Origin of the sequence: Pseudomonas sp. D2002 (assembly GCF_013385735.1) — a bacterium.
GTDB lineage: Bacteria > Pseudomonadota > Gammaproteobacteria > Pseudomonadales > Pseudomonadaceae > Aquipseudomonas.
Map to the genome: position 1 here is coordinate 278,095 of NZ_JACAPL010000002.1, position 21,043 is coordinate 299,137.

16 protein-coding genes are annotated in these 21,043 nt (G+C 61.7%); 6 read left to right on the forward strand and 10 right to left on the reverse strand.

The window, feature by feature from the left end; translation table 11 throughout:
• Positions 1–2 precede the first annotated feature (2 nt).
• The 8 genes from pepN to HX783_RS01620 form a co-directional block, all read right to left on the reverse strand.
• Complete coding sequence (gene pepN / locus HX783_RS01585) at positions 3–2,660, reverse strand: aminopeptidase N (RefSeq protein WP_177015699.1); 2,658 nt, start codon at positions 2,658–2,660, stop codon at positions 3–5.
• 13 nt (positions 2,661–2,673) lie between these two features.
• Complete coding sequence (locus HX783_RS01590; protein ID WP_177015700.1) at positions 2,674–3,504, reverse strand: DUF2797 domain-containing protein; 831 nt, start codon at positions 3,502–3,504, stop codon at positions 2,674–2,676.
• On the reverse strand, positions 3,501–3,761 hold the full coding sequence (locus HX783_RS01595; protein ID WP_017138108.1) for a YeaC family protein: 261 nt from the start codon (positions 3,759–3,761) through the stop codon (positions 3,501–3,503). The genes HX783_RS01590 and HX783_RS01595 overlap by 4 nt, the downstream gene beginning before the upstream one ends.
• A 79-nt stretch (positions 3,762–3,840) precedes the next feature.
• Positions 3,841–4,764, reverse strand: a complete 924-nt coding sequence (locus HX783_RS01600) for a lipopolysaccharide assembly protein LapB (RefSeq protein WP_177015701.1) — start codon at positions 4,762–4,764, stop codon at positions 3,841–3,843.
• On the reverse strand, positions 4,764–5,249 hold the full coding sequence (locus HX783_RS01605; RefSeq protein WP_159955909.1) for a hypothetical protein: 486 nt from the start codon (positions 5,247–5,249) through the stop codon (positions 4,764–4,766). Before HX783_RS01605 ends, HX783_RS01600 begins: the two co-directional genes overlap by 1 nt.
• A complete protein-coding gene (locus tag HX783_RS01610) occupies positions 5,249–6,598 on the reverse strand; it encodes an ATP-binding protein (protein WP_177015702.1) in 1,350 nt (449 codons plus the stop codon). The genes HX783_RS01605 and HX783_RS01610 overlap by 1 nt, the downstream gene beginning before the upstream one ends.
• A gap of 38 nt (positions 6,599–6,636) precedes the next feature.
• The gene (locus tag HX783_RS01615; RefSeq protein WP_371317654.1) at positions 6,637–7,611 is read right to left on the reverse strand and encodes a metallophosphoesterase; all 975 of its coding nucleotides are present in this window, start codon (positions 7,609–7,611) and stop codon (positions 6,637–6,639) included.
• Positions 7,608–8,498 (reverse strand): NAD(+) kinase, encoded by an 891-nt coding sequence (locus HX783_RS01620; RefSeq protein WP_010210870.1) that lies wholly within the window; start codon positions 8,496–8,498, stop codon positions 7,608–7,610. Before HX783_RS01620 ends, HX783_RS01615 begins: the two co-directional genes overlap by 4 nt.
• 144 nt (positions 8,499–8,642) lie before the next feature.
• On the opposite strand from HX783_RS01620, the gene HX783_RS01625 reads away from it, so the two are divergent.
• Entirely contained in the window at positions 8,643–9,590 is a 948-nt protein-coding gene (locus tag HX783_RS01625) for a DUF1853 family protein (protein WP_177015704.1), read from the forward strand.
• Here HX783_RS01625 and HX783_RS01630 read toward each other — a convergent pair.
• A complete protein-coding gene (locus tag HX783_RS01630; protein ID WP_177015705.1) occupies positions 9,583–11,202 on the reverse strand; it encodes a PvdJ/PvdD/PvdP-like protein in 1,620 nt (539 codons plus the stop codon). The two genes, HX783_RS01625 and HX783_RS01630, sit on opposite strands and share 8 nt — an antisense overlap.
• A gap of 142 nt (positions 11,203–11,344) precedes the next feature.
• Here HX783_RS01630 and pvdM point away from each other — a divergent pair, with 142 nt between their 5' ends.
• From pvdM to HX783_RS01645, 3 genes are read left to right on the forward strand one after another with little or no spacing between them, the layout of a single operon-like run.
• Entirely contained in the window at positions 11,345–12,694 is a 1,350-nt protein-coding gene (gene pvdM, locus HX783_RS01635) for a pyoverdine-tailoring dipeptidase-like protein PvdM (protein ID WP_177015706.1), read from the forward strand.
• An 18-nt stretch (positions 12,695–12,712) separates the two neighbouring features.
• Positions 12,713–13,993, forward strand: a complete 1,281-nt coding sequence (locus HX783_RS01640; protein WP_177015707.1) for an aminotransferase class V-fold PLP-dependent enzyme — start codon at positions 12,713–12,715, stop codon at positions 13,991–13,993.
• Positions 13,994–14,025: 32 nt separating this feature from the next.
• A complete protein-coding gene (locus HX783_RS01645) occupies positions 14,026–14,898 on the forward strand; it encodes a formylglycine-generating enzyme family protein (RefSeq protein ID WP_177015708.1) in 873 nt (290 codons plus the stop codon).
• 811 nt (positions 14,899–15,709) lie between these two features.
• Here HX783_RS01645 and HX783_RS01650 read toward each other — a convergent pair.
• Positions 15,710–16,537 (reverse strand): N(5)-hydroxyornithine transformylase PvdF, encoded by an 828-nt coding sequence (locus tag HX783_RS01650; protein WP_159955893.1) that lies wholly within the window; start codon positions 16,535–16,537, stop codon positions 15,710–15,712.
• Positions 16,538–16,735: 198 nt separating this feature from the next.
• Between HX783_RS01650 and HX783_RS01655 the strand changes: the two genes are divergently transcribed.
• Both HX783_RS01655 and HX783_RS01660 read left to right on the forward strand, forming a co-directional pair.
• Positions 16,736–18,388 carry a cyclic peptide export ABC transporter gene (locus HX783_RS01655; protein WP_177015709.1) on the forward strand — a complete coding sequence of 551 codons (1,653 nt, stop codon included), beginning with the start codon at positions 16,736–16,738 and terminating at the stop codon, positions 18,386–18,388.
• Positions 18,389–18,542: 154 nt separating this feature from the next.
• On the forward strand, positions 18,543–20,939 hold the full coding sequence (locus tag HX783_RS01660) for a TonB-dependent siderophore receptor (protein WP_305729324.1): 2,397 nt from the start codon (positions 18,543–18,545) through the stop codon (positions 20,937–20,939).
• Positions 20,940–21,043 lie beyond the last annotated feature (104 nt).

Genomic DNA, 21,043 nt, shown 5'->3' on the forward strand with positions numbered 1-21,043 from the left:
ACTTACGCAAGGCTCTTGCTGACCACCTCGAACACATCACTCGACAGCTCGCCGGATGCACGAATGCGCTCCAGCTCCGCCTTCATCAGCGCCTGGCGCGCGCTGTCGTATTTACGCCAGCGGGTCAGTGGCGCCAATTGGCGCGAGGCGATCTGCGGGTTGAAGCCGTTCAACTGGATCACCAGGTCGGCGAGGAAACGGTAGCCCGAGCCATCGGCGGCATGGAAGTTGATCAGGTTCTGCCCGGCAAACGCGCCGATCAGCGCCCGCACCTTGTTCGGGTTCTTGATGTTGAACGCCGGGTGTTCCATCAACGCTTTAACCCGTGCCAGCCCGCCCGGCAAAGTGCTGCCGGCCTGAACGCTGAACCATTGGTCCATGACCAGCGGGTTGTCTTTGAAGTTCTCGGCAAACACCGCCAGCGCCTGGGCCTTCTCCGCCTCGAACGGCGAATTCACCAGCACCGCCAGCGCGGTCAGGCGTTCGGTCATGTTGTCGCTGGTGTCGAACTGGTCCAGCGTTGCCGCCAGCACTTCAGGCTTGCCGCTGAGCATCAGATAAGACAGCGCGATGTTCTGCAAGGCGCGACGCGCAAAGTGCTCGGCCGCCGCCACGTAAGGGGTTTGCTTGGACAGCTCGCGGTTGGCCTGGTAACGCAGCCACAGCGATTCGTACAGGTTGTCGGCCAGCTGCTTGCGGGCGAATTCGCGGGCAGCGTGGATGGCATCCACATCCGCCACTTCACTGATTTCCGTCAGGTAGGCTTCGCTTGGCAACGAGAGCATTTCGGCGACCATCGCCTGGTCCAGGCTTTCATCACTGAGCACCGTGCGCAGCGCGTCGATCAGGCGCTGATCGAGCTTCAACGGCTGACCGGCTTGATGCTGACCAATCAACTCCTGCAACACCTGCACCGACAACTGCTGGCCGGCATCCCAACGGTTGAACCCGTCGCTGTCGTGCTGCATCAGGAACATCAGTTGGTCGCGGTTGTACGGGAAGCTCAACTTCACCGGCGCCGAGAAGCCGCGCAGCAGCGAAGGCAACGGCTTTTCAGCGATATCGACGAAGGTGAACGTCTGCTCGGCTTCGGTCACCGAGATCACCCGCGAGGTGGCGCCCGCTGCTGCCTCACCGGCCAGGCGCAAGGCAATGCCGGCGCCCTTCGCGTCCAGCAGGCCCAATTCCACCGGAATCACGAATGGCAGCTTCTCAACCTTGTCCGGGGTTTGCGGGCAGCTCTGGCGGAAGGTCAGGCTGTAGGTCTTGGCGGCGGCGTCGTAGGACTCGCTCACCGCCAGGCGTGGCGTGCCGGCCTGGCTGTACCAGCGCTTGAACTGGGTCAGGTCGGCGCCGTTGGCGTCTTCCATGGCCTTGATGAAATCGTCGCAAGTCACGGCCTGGCCGTCGTGACGCTCGAAATACAGGTCGCTGCCTTTACGGAAGCCTTCGGCGCCGAGCAAGGTGTGGATCATGCCGACCACTTCCGAGCCCTTTTCGTACACGGTCAGGGTGTAGAAGTTGGAGATCTCGATGAAGCTGTCCGGGCGCACCGCGTGGGCCATGGGACCGGCGTCTTCGGCGAACTGGTGCGTGCGCAGGTAGGCCACGTCCTGGATGCGCTTGACGGTGGCCGAGTTCATGTCGGCGGAGAAGCCGGAATCACGGAACACGGTGAAGCCTTCCTTCAGCGACAGCTGGAACCAGTCGCGGCAGGTCACGCGGTTGCCCGACCAGTTGTGGAAGTATTCGTGGGCGACGATGGCCTCGACGCGCTGGTGCGCGGCGTCGGTGGCGGTTTCGGCGCGGGCCAGCACGGCGCTGGAGTTGAAGATATTGAGGCCCTTGTTCTCCATGGCGCCCATGTTGAAGTCATTCACCGCGACGATCATGAAGATGTCGAGGTCATACTCGCGGCCGTAGGTCTCTTCGTCCCAGCGCATGGACTTTTTCAGGCTGTTCATGGCGTGCTGGCACTTGTCGATGTTTTCCGGCTCGACGTAGATGCGCAGCGCCACGGTGCGCTCGGTCATGGTGGTGAAGGTGTCTTCAACGCACCACAAATCACCGGCCACCAGCGCAAACAGGTAAGCGGGTTTCTTGAACGGGTCTTCCCAGGTCGCCCAGTGGCGGCCGTCTTCGCCGGGGCCGCTGGCAATCGGGTTGCCGTTGGACAGCAGCACCGGGTAGCTGTGTTGCTCGGCGATCACCGTGGTGGTGAAGGTGCTCATCACGTCCGGGCGGTCGAGGTAATAGGTGATCTTGCGGAAACCCTCGGCCTCGCACTGGGTGCAGAACATGCCGCTGGATTTGTACAACCCTTCCAGCGCGGTGTTGGTTTCCGGGTGGATGCGCACGCTGGTGTCGACCGTGAAGGTCTCACGGGTCGGGTGCAGGGTCAGGTGGCTGTCGGTCAACTGGTAGTCGGCTTCGCTCAGTTCGCGGTCGCCCAGGTTGACGGTCAGCAGTTCAAGCTGCTGGCCATCAAGCACCAGCGGCGGCAGGCCGGGGCCACGCTCAGGGTTGCGGCGCATCACCAGTTGCGCGTGGACCAGGCTGTGGTCCTCGAACAACTCGAAGGTCAGGTGCGTCTCTTCGATCAGGTAGTCCGGCGCCTGATAGTCCTTCAGGTAAATCATCTTCGGTTGTTCGGTGCGCATGGGTGGCATCCTTCTACTGATGCACGGCGAGCTGATAGGCCGTGTACTTACGAATGTTGATAACGCCGGTGTCGAAGATCAGGTATTGGCCCTTGATCCCCAGCAGCGTGCCTTCGGCAATCGGGTTCTTGTCCAGGTTGAAGCTGACGATCTTGGCGGGATACTGCTCCACCGGGTAGCGGATTTCGAGCGGTTCGAGGTCGGTTACCGGTTGGATGGCCTGTAGGCCAAAGCGTTCCTGCAAACTCAGCAGGCCCTCGGCGCAGGAGGCGAACAGCGCATCACGCACCTGCTTGAGGTCCACCGATTGCGCGTCACCCTTGAGCAACGCGCGCCAGTTGGTCTTGTCGGCCACCTGGCTGCGGAACAGGTCTTCGACGAAGCCGGATTGCTGGCGGGTGGCGACGCGCATGATCGGCAACGCCTGGCTGGCACCCTGGTCCAACCAACGAGTCGGCAACTGGGTGGCACGGGTGATGCCGACCTTGATGCCCGACGAATTGGCCAGGTACACCACGTGGTCGGTCATGCAGAACTGCTCGCCCCAACCCGGATCACGGCAAGTGCCGGCGTCGTAATGGCAACGCTCGGGGCTCATGATGCACAGGTCACACTGGGCCAGTTTGGTCATGCACGGGTAGCAGTAACCCTGGCTGAAACTGGTCTTGGTCTTGCGGCCGCAATGGCTGCAATGGATGGCACCGAGGAACTCCAGGCGCACGTGAGTACCGATCAACGGGTTGACCGGCACCTCGGTATCGCCTAGACGAAACGCGTATTGAACAGTCGGCTCACCGAGTTGCGCCGACATTTTGCTGACTGCACCGCGACCAATTTCAATCAATGGATCGCATCCGACTTGAACAGGATATTCGGCACCGGTGCCGATTTGGACGCGCATTCCTGCGGGCCCATGTAGCCGGTGCGCTGCTCTTCCGGCAGGTTCTGGATTTCCCAGGCAATCACCGCTTGCAGCGACAGCTCGCGCTGCTCGGCGGTGAGCTTGCGGCCATCGGACCACTTGCCGATTTCCACGGCGAGCTTGAGGCTCTCGTAGATGTCCGGGGTGATGTTTTCGATCATTTCAGCAAAAGACGACATGTACACAACCTCTTGATAACGGTCGCTGGTTCAGCGAATACACTTATGACAATTGACGACCGGGCTCGATACCGGCGCGTCAGAATTCCTTGGACAACTTGACCTGCACCAGCTCCTTGTCCAGCAAGCGCTTGAAGATCTGCGGCGCCGCAAAGGTATAGGCGGCGAACGCCAGCCACGCCCAATCAATCATCTGGGCCACTTGCGGGTAACCCTGGGTCGCCAGGGTGATAACCACCACACGATAGACCACGAACATAAACAGCAGCAGGACAATCGCGCGGGTGGCGCTGCGTTCGTTCATCCAGCTGTTGAAGCGCCACCAGGCACCGAGAAACACATTGCTGCGGGCCTTTACCGCCGTCAGCAGGTGCAGCGCCGCGACATTCGTGGCGTTTTCCTGCAAGGCCCAGATCGCATGGTCGCGGGCACCATTGATATCGCCCTCGCGCAGCAGCAAATGCCCCAGCACCACCACCGCACCGGCATTGCTCGGATCGGCCTGCAACGCCTGGCGCGCGAACTGATACGCCTGGTCCCAATGGCCGCTGGCACGGTGGAATTGCGCCATCGCAACCAGGTTGGAGGCGTCGTCGGGGGCCAGTTCCAGGGCTTTCTCCAACGGCTCGCGGCTCTGCGCCAGGCGGCCGGTCAATTGATACAGCTCGGCCAGGCAGCGGTAATTGATCGGGTTGAGCGGTTCCATATCCAGCAGTTGGGTCAGATGCTCCTGGGCCAGGCTGAATTTGCGCAGGGCAATCGCCACCTGGGCGGCCGCGTAGTGGGCCAACGGCATCTGCGCATCGGCCGCCAGGGCCAACTGCACTTCACGCTTGGCCGCGTGCACGCGGCGCATATTCATCAGGCAGATCGCCAGCAACGCGTGGGCTTCGGCCGAATGCGGGTCGCTGGCCAGCAACTGGCGCAACGCGTCGATAGCGCCGTCATTATGGTCAGCCTGCAGGCGCTGATAAGCCAATTGCAGCAGGTAATCGGTATTCATCAGCTCACCACCAGATACCAAAGGGTGCTGGGCACCCAATTGACCACCATGCTCTTGAGCACAAAGCCGCCAATCAACGCCAAGGGAAGACCAAAACGGTTGAGGACGCCGCCGTAGTACTGGTAGATCTCAATGGTCTCGTTCTGCTGGATATACAACAGGTAACCCAGGCTCAACTTCCACACCACCAGCACCAGCAAGGCATATTGGATCTGGGCCTGGCTCTTGATGTAGCCAAAGCCCACCAGTTGCAGCAGGCCGAAGCCGATCACCACGCTGCCCACCAGCGCCACACCGGCCAGCACCCACTCGCGCACGCGCGTCGGGCTGCCCACGGCTATCGAGTTGAACACAAACCATGGCAAGCCAAGCCAGGCACCGCCGAGCATCAGGCCCAGCAATGGCCAGATCGGTGAAACCGCCCATTTGGCCAAGGCGCCCGGGCGCGGTTCATCTTCGATGCGGTAACCACCGTACTGCGCCATCAGCGACCCTTCCCGTGTTTGTCGAGGAAGGCCAAAACCTCGTCATATTGATTGCCTTCATTGGCGTAGCGCGCGTAATTGCGCGCCGTGGTCAGCCACTCCAGGGTGGTCGCGCGCACTTCTTTCAACGCCGCCTTGAAATGCCGGTCGCAAATCGACTGTTCCGCGCCACTCTCGATAGAGGCTTCAATCGCCTCGTCGGCGGCGGTTTCCACCAGCTCGCTGAGGTCGGCACCGGAGAAACCCGAGGTGTTCTTGGCCAGGAACGCGAAGTCGATGTCATCGGCCATCGGCCGCCCTTTCATCATCACCTTGAGCATGCTTTCACGCGCTGCGCGATCCGGTGGCGGCACGAACAGCACCCGGTCAAAGCGGCCAGGGCGGCGGAATGCCGAATCCACCGACCACGGCACGTTGGTCGCGGCGAGGATCAACACCCCGTGGTTGTCATTGGTAAAGCCGTCCATTTCGGACAGGAACTGGCTGACCAGCTTTGACGACGTCGACTCGCGGGTGTTGGAGCGTTTGCCGCCCAGCGCCTCGACTTCATCGAAGAACATCACCGCAGGCGCCTGGGCCCGTGCCTGTTCGAACAGCGCGTGCAACTTGCGCTCGGACTCGCCGATGTACATGTCCAGCACATCGGAGATGGCCACGTTGAAAAACGTCGCCTTGCACTCCCCGGCCGTGGCGCGGGCCAATAAGGTTTTGCCGCAGCCCGGCGGGCCGTACAGCAGCACGCCGCCGCCGACCTTCTTGCGAAAACGTTGGAACAAGCCGGGTTTTTGATACGGCAGGATGATCTTTTTGTGGATGGTCTTTTTCAGCTCATCCAGGCCACCGATATCGTCAAAGGTCAGGGTTTCCTTTTCCGGCACCAGCAGGCGCACCACTTCGCTCTGGTCGGTGTCGTCATTGGAAATCACGCGCAGGCGCGGGCGCCCTTCCGCCGCTGGAAAATCCAGCACCGACACATTCAGGCGGCGCCACAGCGCCATGTCTTCCAGCGCCGGGTTGGCATCGACCGCTGCGCGGTATTCCACCTGGGCTTCCTTGAGACGCTCCAACGCTGCCAGCACACGCGCCTTGAGCAGGCGCGCGGCGGGGTCATCACCTTCAATCAGTTGCAAGGCGCGCGGCGCCTGGCCGGCAGCCAGGCACAGTTGCGCTGCGGCCAGTTTCAGGGCGGCGGCATCGGGCCACTGCTCAAGGTCGGCCGGCAGCAGTTTAAGCCCACGCTCAGGCTCGCCGCGCTCAAGGCTGGCGCCGAGCAGCAGGGTCAGCAGCGCGACATTGCCGGGCGCCGCAGACAGCGCGGCCTCCAGCTGGTCGAACGTCGAATCATCCATGGTGCTTCCTTAAAAGTTCAGTGACGGTACGCGCAGGCTCATGTGATGACCTCCGGCCGTTCAACATCGACCCACACAAACTTGCGCGGGTCCAACTGGGTTTCCTGATCCAGGCGGTACGCCACCAGCTTGCCGTACAGCACGGCGCTGTAGTCCAGGCAAGCCAGGTTCTCGCGAATGGGTGCCGGTTTGCCGCTGCGCCAGTAATGGCCGACGAACAACAACGGTTCGTCGACGCCATAACGCAGCAGGGAATTTTTTTCAGTCGACGACAGCGGCGTACGCGCCACCGGCTCCGGCAGTGCATCGGGCTGGAACACAATGTCGCCGTAGGTTTTCGGGTCGTCTTCCCAGAATTTGGTGCGAAAGAACGAGCGCGTCAGGCCATCGCCACCGGTCAGCGTCAGACCGTCCGGCAGGCGCATGTCGGTGCCGCGCAGCAAACGGTCGAAGGCGTTGCAGGCAAAACTGCCGGGCACGGCGGCGGCCTGCAGGAAGTGCTGGTCGATGCAACCATCCGGGAAGGTGGCGCGCAACGGCGCGATAAACCCGTCATCCCAACACGCATGCACCACACGGAAACGCCCGGCGTCGACAAACAGCGGCATGTCATAGAACCAGCCGAGAAAGTCATGCCAGTCAGCCGGGTGGTGTTCGAACTGGGTCAGGGTTTCGTGGATCAACCGCGCGTGGCGTGGGTTGTGTTCGCGCACGAACTGCTTGCCACTGCCCGGCGGCGCCGGCGTGGTCCAGCCCAGCGCGTTGAACTCATGGTTACCCATGATGCACAGCGCCTGGCCGGCCTCGGCCATGTCGTGGACGATGTGCAGCGCTTCGCGAATGCGCGGGCCGCGGTCGATGATATCGCCGAGGAACACCGCCATTCGCGTCGGATGGCGCCAGGTGCCGCCCTGTTTCTGGTAGCCCAGCCGGTCGAGCAAGTGCTCAAGGGTATGAGCGCAACCGTGCACGTCACCAATCAGGTCGTAGCTACGCGCGGGATCGAGCATCAGTCGCCTCCACCCCCCAAGCGGCTGCCCCAGCCCAACTTGGTGCGGCACACTTCGTAGTAGTTGTGATCCAGCGGGTGGATCAACCGCAACTTCTGCGCCTTTTTGCTCACGGTGATGGTGTCACCGGGGGCGCAGGTGAAATGGTTCTGCCCGTCACAGGAGACTTGCGGGTAAATCTGCATGTCTTTGGACACCACGATTTTCAGCTCACTGTTGCCGTCGACCACAATTGGCCTACTGGACAACATATGGGGGTACATCGGCACGATCACAATGGCATCCAGCTTGGGGTGCATGATCGGGCCGCCCGCCGACAGCGCGTAGGCCGTGGAGCCGGTCGGCGTGGCGACGATCAGGCCGTCGGCCTTCTGGCTGCACACGAACTGGCCGTCGATGTACAGCTCGAACTCGATCATCCGCGTGGACTTGCCGGGGTGCAGCACGACATCGTTGAGTGCATCGCCCTGGCCGATGGCTTCGCCGTGGCGGCGCACTTCGGCCTGCAGCAGGAAGCGGTTTTCCACCAGGTAATGGCCGTCGAGCACCTTGGCCACTTCGACTTCCAGGTCATCGGGGCGGATATCGGTGAGGAACCCCAGGCTGCCCCGGTTGATCCCCAGCACCGGCACGTTGTGCCGCGCCAGGGCCCTGGCCGCACCCAGCAGGCTGCCGTCACCGCCGACCACGATGACCATGTCGCAGACTTCGCCGAGCATCTTGCGCGACGAGGTTTGCAGGCCGTGGCCCGGCAGGATTTCGGCGATGGTGTCTTCGAGGATCACGTGCAGGTGGCGCTCGAGCAGAAACTTTTTCAGTCGGCGGACGGTGTCCAGCACCTGGGTACTGCCCAGGCGACCGATAATGCCGATATTGCGAAATTGCTCCATGGGGCTCCTGCGGGGTTGGGGTGTGGCGAAAAACAACGATTATGGGCGAAAGGCCGCGTCAGGCAAAATCCTTTGTCGCCGTGAACCCTTGATGACAATGGTTCTCAGCCACCTGCACGACGGTTAAAAGGCTATGCTCGGACCATGACTGTGTTCCCGGATTTGCACAACCTGCCCCGCCAACTGCGCCACCCCGAAGTGCGCGACTTGGCGTGGGTGATGCTCGCCCCGCCGATGCTCGCGCAAACGCCCTGGCCGCAGCGCCACCCGCTGGCGGGCAGTGACTGGGTACAGGCACCGCACCGGCTGGAACAATGGTTGCGCGCGCTCGATCAAGACAGCAGCGCCTTGCAGCATTGGCTAAGCCTTGCCCGCACCCGGCGCCTGGGCTTGTATTACGAGCGCCTGTGGCAATTTGCCGTGCAGCACGCACCGGGCGTGGAATTGCTGGCCGCTAACCTGCCGATCCGCCGCGCCGGGCACACTTTGGGCGAGCTGGACATGCTGCTGCGCGACCGCGATGGCGTGCACCACTTGGAACTGGCGATCAAACTCTATCTGGGGCCGCAGGACGGTAACGGTCAGGACGCGGCGCAATGGCTGGGCCCCGGCTGCCATGATCGGCTGGACCGCAAGCTGGCGCACCTGGCCCAGCACCAATTGCCGATCTCGGCACGCGCCGAAAGCCGCGAAGCACTGGCAGCGCTGGATATCCAGCAGTTTGATGCGCATTTGTGGCTTGGCGGGTATTTGCTCTACCCCTGGCCCGGCGAGGCGGAACCACCCCACGGCGCCCATCCCCAGCATTTGCGTGGGCGCTGGCTGCATCAGCGCGATTGGCCGGCGTTCGTCCGTGGCAGCCCGTCAGGGCGCTGGCAACCCCTGCCCCGCCATGCCTGGCTGGCGCCGGCGCATTACGCGCCGGCCGAGGTGTGGAATGAGGAACAGATGCACGGCTGGCTGGCGGAATTGGACCCCATGGCGCCCGCGCAGCTACTGGTGCGGCTGGTTCGCAATGGCGAAGATTGGGAAGAAGCCGAACGCCTGTTCCTGGTGGCGGACCTGTGGCCAAACGTCCCCGGCGTTACTTGACCTTCAAGTGCCGCGCATACCAGGGCCGCCTCGGCACGCGTTTGAACAACGCCTGCAACCCCTCATCTTCAGCAGCAAACGTAATCCGTAGCGCCAGCTTCATGGTCTCCGGGTCCATTTCCATCGACCTGCCCATCTGCAAGCCCGGCGTGGTGCTGCAGCCATGGGTATCCGGCCCCAGCCACGGATCGCCGACTTCCACCCAACGCCCTTGTGCGAACCAGTTCACGCCATTGACCTCAAGCCGGCTGACCTCGCCTGGATTAAAGCGCTCATGGGCACGAAACCAGTCCTCTATACGGTCATCGATCCAGCCGTGGAAGTGCCAGAACACCGGGTTTACGTGGGATGAAAACGGGTCGCCAAGAAAGTCGTTCTCGGCCGCGTACCAGCGCGCGGCAAAGTCCGACGGGTCGCGGGCGAACGGCACCGGTGCGCCGTTGGACGGGTCGCGGGGCACCGAGGCCCAGCGCATGTGCAGCCAGTCGTGCAGGCCCAACTCCATCTCGGAACCGAGTTGCCCAAGCGTCAGTTTGGCCAGGTAACGCGGGTCGCGGTACTGGGCTTCCCAGACCTGGAAGTTGCTGTGATAGGTCTCGGCCGCCTTGATATCGCCGACCCATTGGGTGTAATCGGCGTCATCCGGCGCCGACCAGCTGGGCGGCAGGGCAAAGCCGTCGTGGTTGTCGAAATAACGCACAAAGCCCAGGCGGTCACGCTCCAGGGCCGGCTGCGGCTCTGGGAACTGCGGCCACGAGGGCAAATCTTGCATCGAGCGTGCAGTGCCGAGCATATGGCGGTGCATGAAGAAAAAATCGATCCCCGAACCGTTGCGGTCCTTGCGCTTGCCACGGGCGTCGCGCTCCTGGCCGCGCGGCCCGGGCTGCCAGCCGATGCCGCGCAGGGCGTCGCGTTTTTCTTCCGAGAGCTTGTGCCACTGATCGCGCGTGGCGTGCCAGAGCTGGTGAAACAGGCGGTGTTCGGGCGAAATCAGCCAGGCCAGCAGCGTCGGGTTGAGGCCGATGCGTTGCCGGGCTTCGGGAAACAGCTGTTTGTGGGCGACAAAGCGGTTATCACGTTCGGTCAACGCCAGGGGACGATCGAGGTTGAGGATCTGCCCGCTGAGCGTGCTGCTGCCGGCGTTGGCAAAGTCGGCCCAGACTTCGTCGAGGGTCATCTTGAATTCATAGGCCGGTGCGCCGTTGGCCGCGTCGCGGTCGATCAGGCGCCAGTAGAGCACGGCGCCGTCGCCGGTCAGCAGGTCACCGAGCACGCGGTAGCGCGGCTCACCTTCGCCTCGCAGGTTTTCGGCAGTGTCCAGGTAGCCGCGCAAGCCGCGCCCGCGCGGGGCGATGTCCAGCAGCAATTCCAGGCCGTGCAGCGGCAAGCCTTTCAGGCCGGCATCGCGACCTTCAAGGCGCAGGCTCCACACACCGCGCAGGATATTCGCCAAATGCTGGCCGGCCGTGTCAGCCAGATCCACCGTGGCCTCGCCCGGGGTGATGGGCAATTCTTCTTCACGCGTCAGCTCGCGATGGGCATAAAAGGCCGCGGGCACGGCGGCGCCTGTCAGCGCCAGGCCTGCGATGAACCCACGTCGAGAGATCGTCATTGTCTACCTTAGGAAACGGCTTAATCAGAGCTAGAACGTTGGCGGCTCGAAGAAATTTACCGGCGCGCCGCCCAGGCCTAAATTTCCCCCGCCATGGCTCGTTCTTCCCTGATAGCAAAGGCCTCAACTGACTGAGATGGCAATGACAAAACCACGTTCGAAAAAGGCGCTGTATATCGGCCTGCCACTGGCATTGGCGATCGGCGCCGGGGCGGGCTTCCTGGCCTGGGACCATTGGTTCCGGGGCAATGCGGGTTACCCGCTGGAGGTGATCAAGCAGGCCAATGAAATGCAGGACCGCCTGCTGTCGTTCGACAGCCATATCACCGTGCCGATGGATTTCGGCACCGCCGGCAATGAGGCCGACAAAGATGGCAGCGGCCAATTCGACCTCGCCAAGGCTGCACGCGGGCGCTTGTCGGGGGCGGCGCTGACGATTTTCGGCTGGCCGGAAATCTGGAACGGCCCCAATGCCCCGCACAAACCCACCGAGGGGTTCGTCGAGGAGGCCCGCCACGAGCAGGAGGTGCGCTACAAGATCATCTCCGGCATGGTCCGCGACTTTCCCAACCAGGTCGGCATTGCCTACACCCCGGACGATATGCGCCGCCTGCATGGCGAGGGCAAGTTTGCGGTGTTTATCAGCATGCTCAACGCCTACCCGCTGGGCAACGACCTGAACCAGTTGGACCTGTGGGCGGCGCGCGGCATGCGCATGTTCGGCTTCAGCTATATCGGCAACAACGCCTGGTCTGACTCGTCGCGCCCGCTGCCATTTTTCAATGACAGCACCGACGCCCTCGAAGGGCTGTCGCCCATCGGCCAGCAAGCGGTGCATCGCCTCAATGACCTGGGTGTGATCATCGATGTGTCGCAAATGTCGACCAAGGCGCTGGAACAAGTGGCGCAGTTGAGCCGCACGCCGATGGTGGCCTCGCACTCGGCGCCGCGTGCCTCGGTGGATATCCCGCGCAACCTCAGCGACAAAGAACTGCAACTGATCAAGAACAGCGGCGGCGTGGTACAAGTGGTGGGCTTTCCTGCCTATTTGCGCCCGTTGAGCCAGCCGACCCAGGACAAGCTCAACGCCCTGCGCGCGCGTTTCGATTTGCCGCCGCTGCCCAACCTGGCCATGGCACTGATGCCCGGCGACGCGATTATCGCCGCCTGGTCCGAGCAGAAGTTTGGCCAGTACGCCAGCGCGCTGTACGCCATTCTCGAAGAGGAACCCAAGGCCACCCTCAAGGATTGGGGCGATGCCATCGACTACACCGTGCGCAAGATCGGCATTGATCACGTCGGTATCTCGTCGGACTTCAACGACGGCGGCGGCATCCAGGGCTGGGAGAACGTCGGCGAGGTGCGCAACGTCACTGCCGAGCTGATCCAGCGTGGTTATTCCGAAGCCGATATCGCCAAGCTGTGGGGAGGCAACTTCCTGCGCGTGTGGGACCAGGTACAAAAAGCCGCCAAGCCATTGGCCAACCGCTAATCAAGTAGAAGCAAGTCCATGACCGACCGCCGTACATTTCTCAAGCAGGCCGGCGTATTCGCCGCCAGCCTGCCGCTGGGCGCCGCCCTCCTCCCGCAGGCCTTGGCGGCCAATCCGGCACCTGCTGCGAACGACCCATGGACGGGGTTCAAACAGCTGTTCACCCAGGACCCGAACTACCTGCATTTTTCCAATTTCCTGGTGACCTCACACCCCAAACCGGTGCGCGACGCGATTGACCGCTACCGCCAGCAGATTGACCATAACCCCGGCCTGGCGATGGACTGGGGCCTGGAAGAAACCTGGAAACGTGAAGGCCAGGTGCGCGAATGGGCTGGCCGCTACCTGAAAGCCACGCCACCACAGATCGCGCTGACCGGCAGCACCTCGGAAGGCCTGGCGATGATCTACGGCGGCATCAAGCTGCGGCCCGACCAGGAAATTCTCACTACCGAGCACGAACACTACGCCACGCAGAACGTGCTGGATTTTCGCGTCGCCCGGCAAGGCACGCAGGTGCGTCGCATCCGCTTGTTCGAGCAGGCCAGCCAGGTCTCCAGCGACGAAGTACTGGGCAATATCAAGCGCAACATCCGCCCCAACACTCGCGTGCTGGGCATGACCTGGGTGCAGTCCGGCAGTGGCGTGAAGCTGCCCATCGGTGAAATCGGCAAGCTGGTTGAAGAACTCAACCGCAACCGTGACGAGCAGGACCGCATTCTCTACGTGGTCGACGGCGTGCACGGCTTTGGCGTCGAAAACCTCGACTTCCCGGCCATGCACTGCGACTTCTTCATCGCTGGCACCCACAAATGGATGTTCGGCCCGCGCGGCACTGGCCTTGTCTGCGCCCGCGACAGTGAGAACAAATACGTCACGCCGATGGTGCCGACGTTCTCCGAGGACGCCAATTTCGCCACCACCATGACGCCCGGCGGCTACCACGCCTTCGAGCATCGCTGGGCCGCCGACGAGGCCTTCAAGCTGCACCTGCAGCTGGGCAAGGCGCCGGTGCAGGCGCGTATTCATGCACTTAACACTGAGCTCAAAGACCAACTGCTGGCCCACTCGCAGATCGAACTGGTCACACCGCGCAGCCCCGAGCTGTCGGCAGGTTTTACCTTCTTCCGCGTCAAGGGCCAGGACAGTGAAGCCGTGGTGGCCCACATGCTGAAAAACCGCGTGGTGATTGATGCCGTGGACCGCGACGTCGGCCCAGTGATTCGCACCTCGCCCGGCCTGCTTAACAGCTCAGATGAGATCCAGCGCTTCATGACCTTGCTGAGCCAACGGTTGTGACGGCTATTTTTTCCTTTGAACGAGATGCCCCAATGACTCCATCCCGACTCAAGCCCCTCACCGCCCTGGCGCTGACCGCGCTGTGCGGCGCGCTGTTGCCCGGCCTGGCCCAGGCCGCCACTGTGCAGCCGGGCAAAGTATTCAAGGACTGCAAGGACTGCCCGGAAATGGTGGTGCTGCCTGCCGGCACCTTTACCATGGGCACCCCGGAAGACGAAGTGGGCCGCGAGCCCGATGAAGGCCCGATGCATGAGGTGACCTTCGCCAAGCCGTTTGCCATGAGCCGCTTTCACATCACGGCCGGCGAATGGGACAGCTATGTGCGCCAGACCGGGGTCAAGATCGCCAATGGCGACGACCGCCCAGGCCGCGAATGCATCGCCAGCAAGCCGCGCTACCCGCAAGGCCCACGCCAGCCGGCGGTGTGCATGGACATGGACGACATCAAGAACTACGTGGCCTGGCTGTCGAAAAAGACCGGGCAGAAATACCAGATGGTCAGCGAAGCGCAGCGTGAATATGCCGCCCGCGCCGGCTCGACCGGTCCCTTCCCTTTCCCTTTCGATGAAGGCAAGGGTTACAGCATCGCCGAACATGCCAACACCTACGGCCCGGCCGATGGCTACAGCTACTCATCGCCGGTCGGCAGCTACCCGCCGAATGCGTTTGGCATGTACGACATGCATGGCAATGTTTACGAGCGGGTTGCCGACTGCGAACACCCCAACTACATCGGCGCGCCCACCGACGGCAGCGCCTGGGTGGAGCCCAATTGCGAGAGCTACCAGATTCGCGGCAACGACTGGGGCGAAGCGCCGGTATTTTCACGCTCGGGTAACCGCAACAACATCTACCCGCAGACGCGCGGCGACTGGATTGGCTTTCGGGTAGTGCGCGAGCTCTAAGCCCCCACATTTTGCCTGCGCGCACCGAACAATAACTGAAGCAGACACTTTCCAGTGTGGGAGCTGGCTTGCCTGCGATAGGGGTCGGTCAGGCAAATAATGTCAACCGGCCTGCCGTCATCGCAGGCAAGCCAGCTCCCACATTTGGCTTGCCTATATCAGGTAAAAATTTGCAGCAATGACTGCGGGAATTGAGCTCAAGGTCGTGTGCGAACCCTAAGGCCGGCGCCGCCCAAATGTGGGAGCGGGCTTGCTCGCGAAAGCGGTGTGCCAGTCACCAGCAGTATCGACTGATCCGCTGCCTTCGCGAGCAAGCCCGCTCCCACATTTTGCCTGCGTGCACCGAACAATAACTGAAGCAGACACTCTCCAGTGTGGGAGCTGGCTTGCCCGCGATAGCGGTCGGTCAGGCAAATACTGTCAACCGGCCCGCCGTCATCGCAGGCAAGCCAGCTCCCACATTTGGCTTGCGTGCACCGAACAATAACTGAAGCAGACACTCTCCAGTGTGGGAGCTGGCTTGCCTGCGATAGGGGTCGGTCAGGCAAATAATGTCGGCAGGCCCGCCATCATCGCAGGCAAGCCAGCTCCCACAGTTGACTTGCCTATATCAGGTGGAAATTTGCAGCAATGACTGCGGGAATTGAGCTCAAGGTCGTGTGCAAACCCTAAGGCCAGCACCTTCCAAATGTGGGAGCGGGCTTGCTCGCGAAAGCGGTGTGCCAGTCACCAGCAGAATCGACTGATCCGCCGCCTTCGCGAGCAAGCCCGCTCTCACATTTTGGATCTGTATGAACCAACAAGCCTATGCTCAGGCCTGCTTGGCCAACAGCTCCAACCCTTCATGCAACGCCGGGAACAGGCTGTTGTTGAAGTTGTTCCAGCGCAGTTCGAGGATGGTGTCCTCGGGCGAAATCTCGGTTTTCAGTACGTCGTGGAACACTTCACCAGAGTCGATGCCGTTGTCCACGTAGTGGAACGACGCGCCGGTGAGGTACAGCGGTTCCGACGGCGTGGTGGCCTTGGTCGCCCAATCCACCACGGTTTGCCCACGCGCGCCGTAGAGCGCATTCCAGGTGGCATAGGCCCCACGGCGCTCGTAAGGCGATTCAATGCGGGTAATGCCCGGGTGAATGTTCATGATCCGCCGCGCAAACGGCGCGCCCGGGCGCACCAGCTCATCCAGAATCACCAGCAAACCATCCAGCACCACGATATCGGCCTTCAACTCCACCAGCGTGTCGTGCAGGCGACGCTCGAAGTCCTGCTTGCCGGCGATGTGTTCCGCACTGCCGCGCGGCAGGCGGCGATAAGTGGACGGCACGCTCAACAGCAGGTCGTTGACCAGGCGCCCTTGTACCTTCAGGTCCGCCGGGTATAGCCATTGGCGGCCCGGCTTATAGGCAAAGCCGTAATCGCTGACCAACTGCTGGTCCCGCGGGTTCTGCTCATCATCGTCGTAGACCACGCCGACCAGGTTGTAAGCCTGGCCCAACGGCGTGTCGTTCAGCGACCCCACCAGAAACTCCAGCACCGACTTCATGTAGCGCTCGTGGTCCTTGTAGGCCACCGGCTGCCCGGCCTTGTCGGCGGCGGCATTTCTCAGGGACCACACATACACCAGGTTCTTTTTCGTCATTTTTCGCTCTCGCTGAGTGGGCTGCGCACCGCGTCGATACACGTGCGCCTACAGAACAAGAACGAACCAGCCCCGGCGCAATTTATCCCGCTGCGCTGGCGCCGAGCACGCCGAGCTAAATAGTCGCGCCGACGCTTCGTTTGTCATGGGTAAGGGTCTGTGTGCCCAGCCCCTCTTTTCACTCTCCGGGATGTATTTATGACCGACCCCAAACGCAGCGCCTTCAGGGGCCTGCTCGCCTTGCTCAGGCCCTTCCGTACCATCGTGACGGTCTCCGTCGCCCTCGGCATGGCGGGCGGCCTGGCCATCACCTTGCTGCTGGCCACCATCAACAATGCGCTGCATTCGGCCAACGGCATGACCCAAGGCGTGGTCCTGACGTTTGCGGCGTTGTGCGTGCTGGCGCTGGTCAGCTCGATCATTTCGGACATCGGCACCAACTACGTCGGCCAACGCATCATCGCCGCCTTGCGCAAAGACCTGGGTGAAAAAGTACTGTCGGCGCCCATCGGCCAGATCGAGCGCTACCGCTCGCACCGCCTGATTCCGGTGCTGACCCATGACGTCGACACCATCAGCGATTTTTCCTTCGCCTTCACGCCGTTGGCCATCGCCGCCACGGTCACCCTCGGTTGCCTGGGTTACCTGGCCTACCTGTCGGTGCCGATGTTCCTGATGATGGTGGTGGCGATCATTATCGGCAGCGCCGTGCAGTTCATTGCCGGCGGCAAAGGCATTCAGGGGTTCGACCTGGCGCGCAGCCATGAGGATGAACTGCAGCGCTACTACAACGCGATCGCTTCCGGTGCCAAGGAACTGCGCATGCACCGGCCACGGCGTTTTCGCATGAACACTCATAGAATCCAGGAAACCGCCGACCGCATCAGTGACATTCAGGTGCGCTCGGTGAACATCTACATCCTCGCCAAGACCTTCGGCTCGATGCTGTTCTTCGTGGTGATCGGCCTGGCCCTGGCGATGCAGGCCTACAACCCGAACCCGGACCCTACGGTGATCACCGGCTTCGTGCTGGTGCTGCTGTACATGAAAGGCCCGCTGGAACACCTGCTCGGTTACCTGCCGGTGGTGGGCAAGGCCAAGATTGCGTTTGGCCGGATCAGCGAGCTGTCGGAGCGCTTCTCTTCCCCCGAACCGCATTTGCTGATGGATGACAGCGAAGCACCCAAACCGGTGGTCAACAGCCTGGAATTGCGCGGCGTGAGCTACAGCCCACCGGCGATTGAAGGCAGCGAACCGTTCCACCTGGGGCCGATCAACCTGAGCATCAAGCAAGGCGACATCGTGTTCATCGTCGGCGAGAACGGCAGCGGCAAGACCACCCTGATCAAACTGCTGCTGGGCCTGTATCCGCCACAGGCCGGGGAGATTCGCCTTAACGGCGAGGCCGTCACCGACCCCGAGCGCGATGACTACCGCCAACTGTTCACCACGATTTTTTCCGACTACTACCTGTTCGACGACCTGGTGCAAGGCAGCGCCACCCAGTCACTCGACAGCGCGGCCAAATACCTGGAGCGCCTGGAAATTGCGCACAAGGTCAGCGTCAAGGACGGCGTGTTCAGCACCACCGACCTGTCCACCGGCCAACGCAAACGCCTGGCATTGGTCAACGCCTGGCTCGAAGAACGCCCGGTGCTGGTGTTCGACGAATGGGCCGCCGACCAGGACCCGGCGTTCCGCCGGATTTTCTACACCGAGCTGCTGCCGGACCTCAAGCGCCTGGGCAAAACCATCATCGTGATCAGCCACGACGACCGCTATTTCGATATCGCCGACCAGTTGGTGCGCCTGCGCGCCGGCCAGGTGGTGCACGAAATGGAACCGGCCTGAAATTTATTTTCCGGTTTTTCCAAGTAGGAACGTCTCACTAGTGGTAATGAGAATAATACTCAATAGTCACCTATAACTTGCCCACTTAAACATAGAAGAGAACGCATCCATGCCAGCAAGACTCGGTCTCAGCCCCCTGAGCAAAGCGCTATCCATGCGCCGGGCCCTGAACATCAATCTTCTTCCGAGCGCACTGGCCCTGGCGATATCACTGCCGGTTGCAGGCTATGCGCAGGCACAGGAGATCGAGCTGGATATTCCTGCACAGTCGCTGGGGAGCGCGCTGCAGGAGTTTGGGCGCCAGACCAACGTGCAGGTGCTGTACAGCCCGAGCGATGTGCAGGGCAAGAGCAGCCGCGCAGTCAAAGGCAAACTGGACCCGCAGCGGGCAATCGACACCTTGCTGGGTGGGACCGAGACAACCCACACCCTCAATGGCAACTCGCTGACCGTGACCGCCGTCGGCACCTCCGCCGGGCTGGAATTGAGCCCGACCCAAGTGACCGGCAACGCCTTGGGCAACATCACCGAAGACTCCGGCTCCTACACGCCAGGCACCATTGCCACGGCAACCCGTTTGACCCTGACGCCTCGGCAAACCCCGCAGTCGATCACGGTGATCACCCGCCAGCACATCGAAGACTTCGGCCTCAATAACGTCGACGACGTGATGCGCCACACGCCTGGCATCACCGTGTCGGCCTATGACACCGACCGCACCAACTACTATTCCCGTGGTTTCTCGGTCAACAGCTTCCAGTACGACGGCATTCCGTCCACCGTGCGCAACGTCGGTTATTCGGCGGGCAACACCCTGAGCGACATGGCGATCTATGACCGCGTCGAAATCCTCAAGGGCGCCACCGGCCTGCTTAACGGTGCCGGCTCCCTGGGCGCGACCATCAACCTGATTCGCAAGAAGCCCACCTCGGAATTCAAAGGCCATGTGCAACTGGGCGCGGGTTCCTGGGACAACTATCGCAGCGAAGTCGACGTCAGCGGCCCGCTGACCGACAGCGGCAACGTCCGTGGTCGCGCAGTGGCGGCGTACCAAGACAAAAATTCCTTCATGGACCACTACTCGCGCAAGACCGAAACCTACTACGGCATTACCGAATTCGACCTGTCCCCCGACACCATGCTGACCGTGGGCTTCGACTACCAGGACAGCGTTCCACAAGGTTCCAGCTGGTCCGGTTCCTTCCCGCTGGTGAAATACGACGGCAGCATCAACAAAATGCCGCGCTCCTACAACAACGGCACCACCTGGAGCTCCTGGGAACAAAACACCCGCACCGCCTTTGCCATGCTCGAGCATGACCTGGGCGATGGCTGGGTCACCAAGTTCCAGCTCGACCACAAGATCAACAGCTACCACGCCGACCTTGGCTCGATCCAGTTCGTTGAGCCCCAGTCCGATGGCAGCGCGTCGATCAACGGGCAGAAGTACACCGGCGAAACCAAAAGCACCTCGGCCGACCTGTATGCCACCGGGCCTTTCAGCTTGTTCGGCCGCGACCATGAATTGGTCGTAGGCGGCTCGATCGGCACCTCGCGCTGGCAGGGCAAGGGCTATTGGTCGCCGGAATGGCCAGGCGGCAACAAAGTCGATTTCTACAACTGGAATGGCAAGATCGCCAAGCCTATCTACGGCCCGGTCCAGCAGTACACCGACGACAATATCCGTCAGACCGGCTACTACGTGACCACACGCTTGAACGTAATGGATGACCTGAACGTAATCCTCGGCGGGCGCGTCGCCAACTATCACGTCACCGGTATAAACCCCTCCTACAAGGAAACCGGCCGGTTTATCCCGTATGCGGGTGTGATCTATGACCTGAACGACAATTTCTCGGTGTACACCAGCTATACCGATATTTTCCAACCTCAGGAAAGCACCTATAAAGATCGCAACAAAACGCTGCTCGAGCCGGACGAAGGGCAGAACTACGAGATAGGGTTAAAAGGCGAGTTCTTCGACGGCCGCTTGAACACCAGCCTTGCGTATTTCGAGGTGCATGAGACCAATCGCGCGATCCCGGACGATGCCTACAACAACCAAACCCCGACACCCGACAACTATGCGTTCAAGGGTTCCAAGGCCGTTACCAAAGGCTACGAGGCAGAAATCTCCGGTGAGTTGAGCCCAGGCTGGCAAGTGCAGGGCGGTTACACGCACAAGATCGTGCGCGACGAAGACGGCAAGAAAATCTCCACCTTCGAGCCGGAAAATCAGGTCAACCTGAACACCACCTACAAGCTCAAGGGCGCTCTGGACAAGTTCACCGTCGGTGGCGGTGTGCGCTGGCAGACCAAGGCCTGGAACGAGATCTGGAACCAGCCGTTGAATAAAAACCAGGACATCACCCAGTCGTCCTACACCGTGGTGGACCTGATGACCCGCTACCAGGTCACCAAGAACCTCTCGGCCACCGTCAACCTCAACAACGTCTTCGACACCACCTACTACACCAACGTGGGCTTCTATAACTCGGCCGCCTACGGTGAGCCGCGTAACGTGATGTTCAGCACCCGCTGGGACTTCTGATCGGATGCACTGACCGCCCCAGGCGATCAACCCAACGCCCGATGAAAGCGCCGCTTTCATCGGGCTTTTTTATGCCTGTGTATTAACGCCAGGCTCGGTCAACT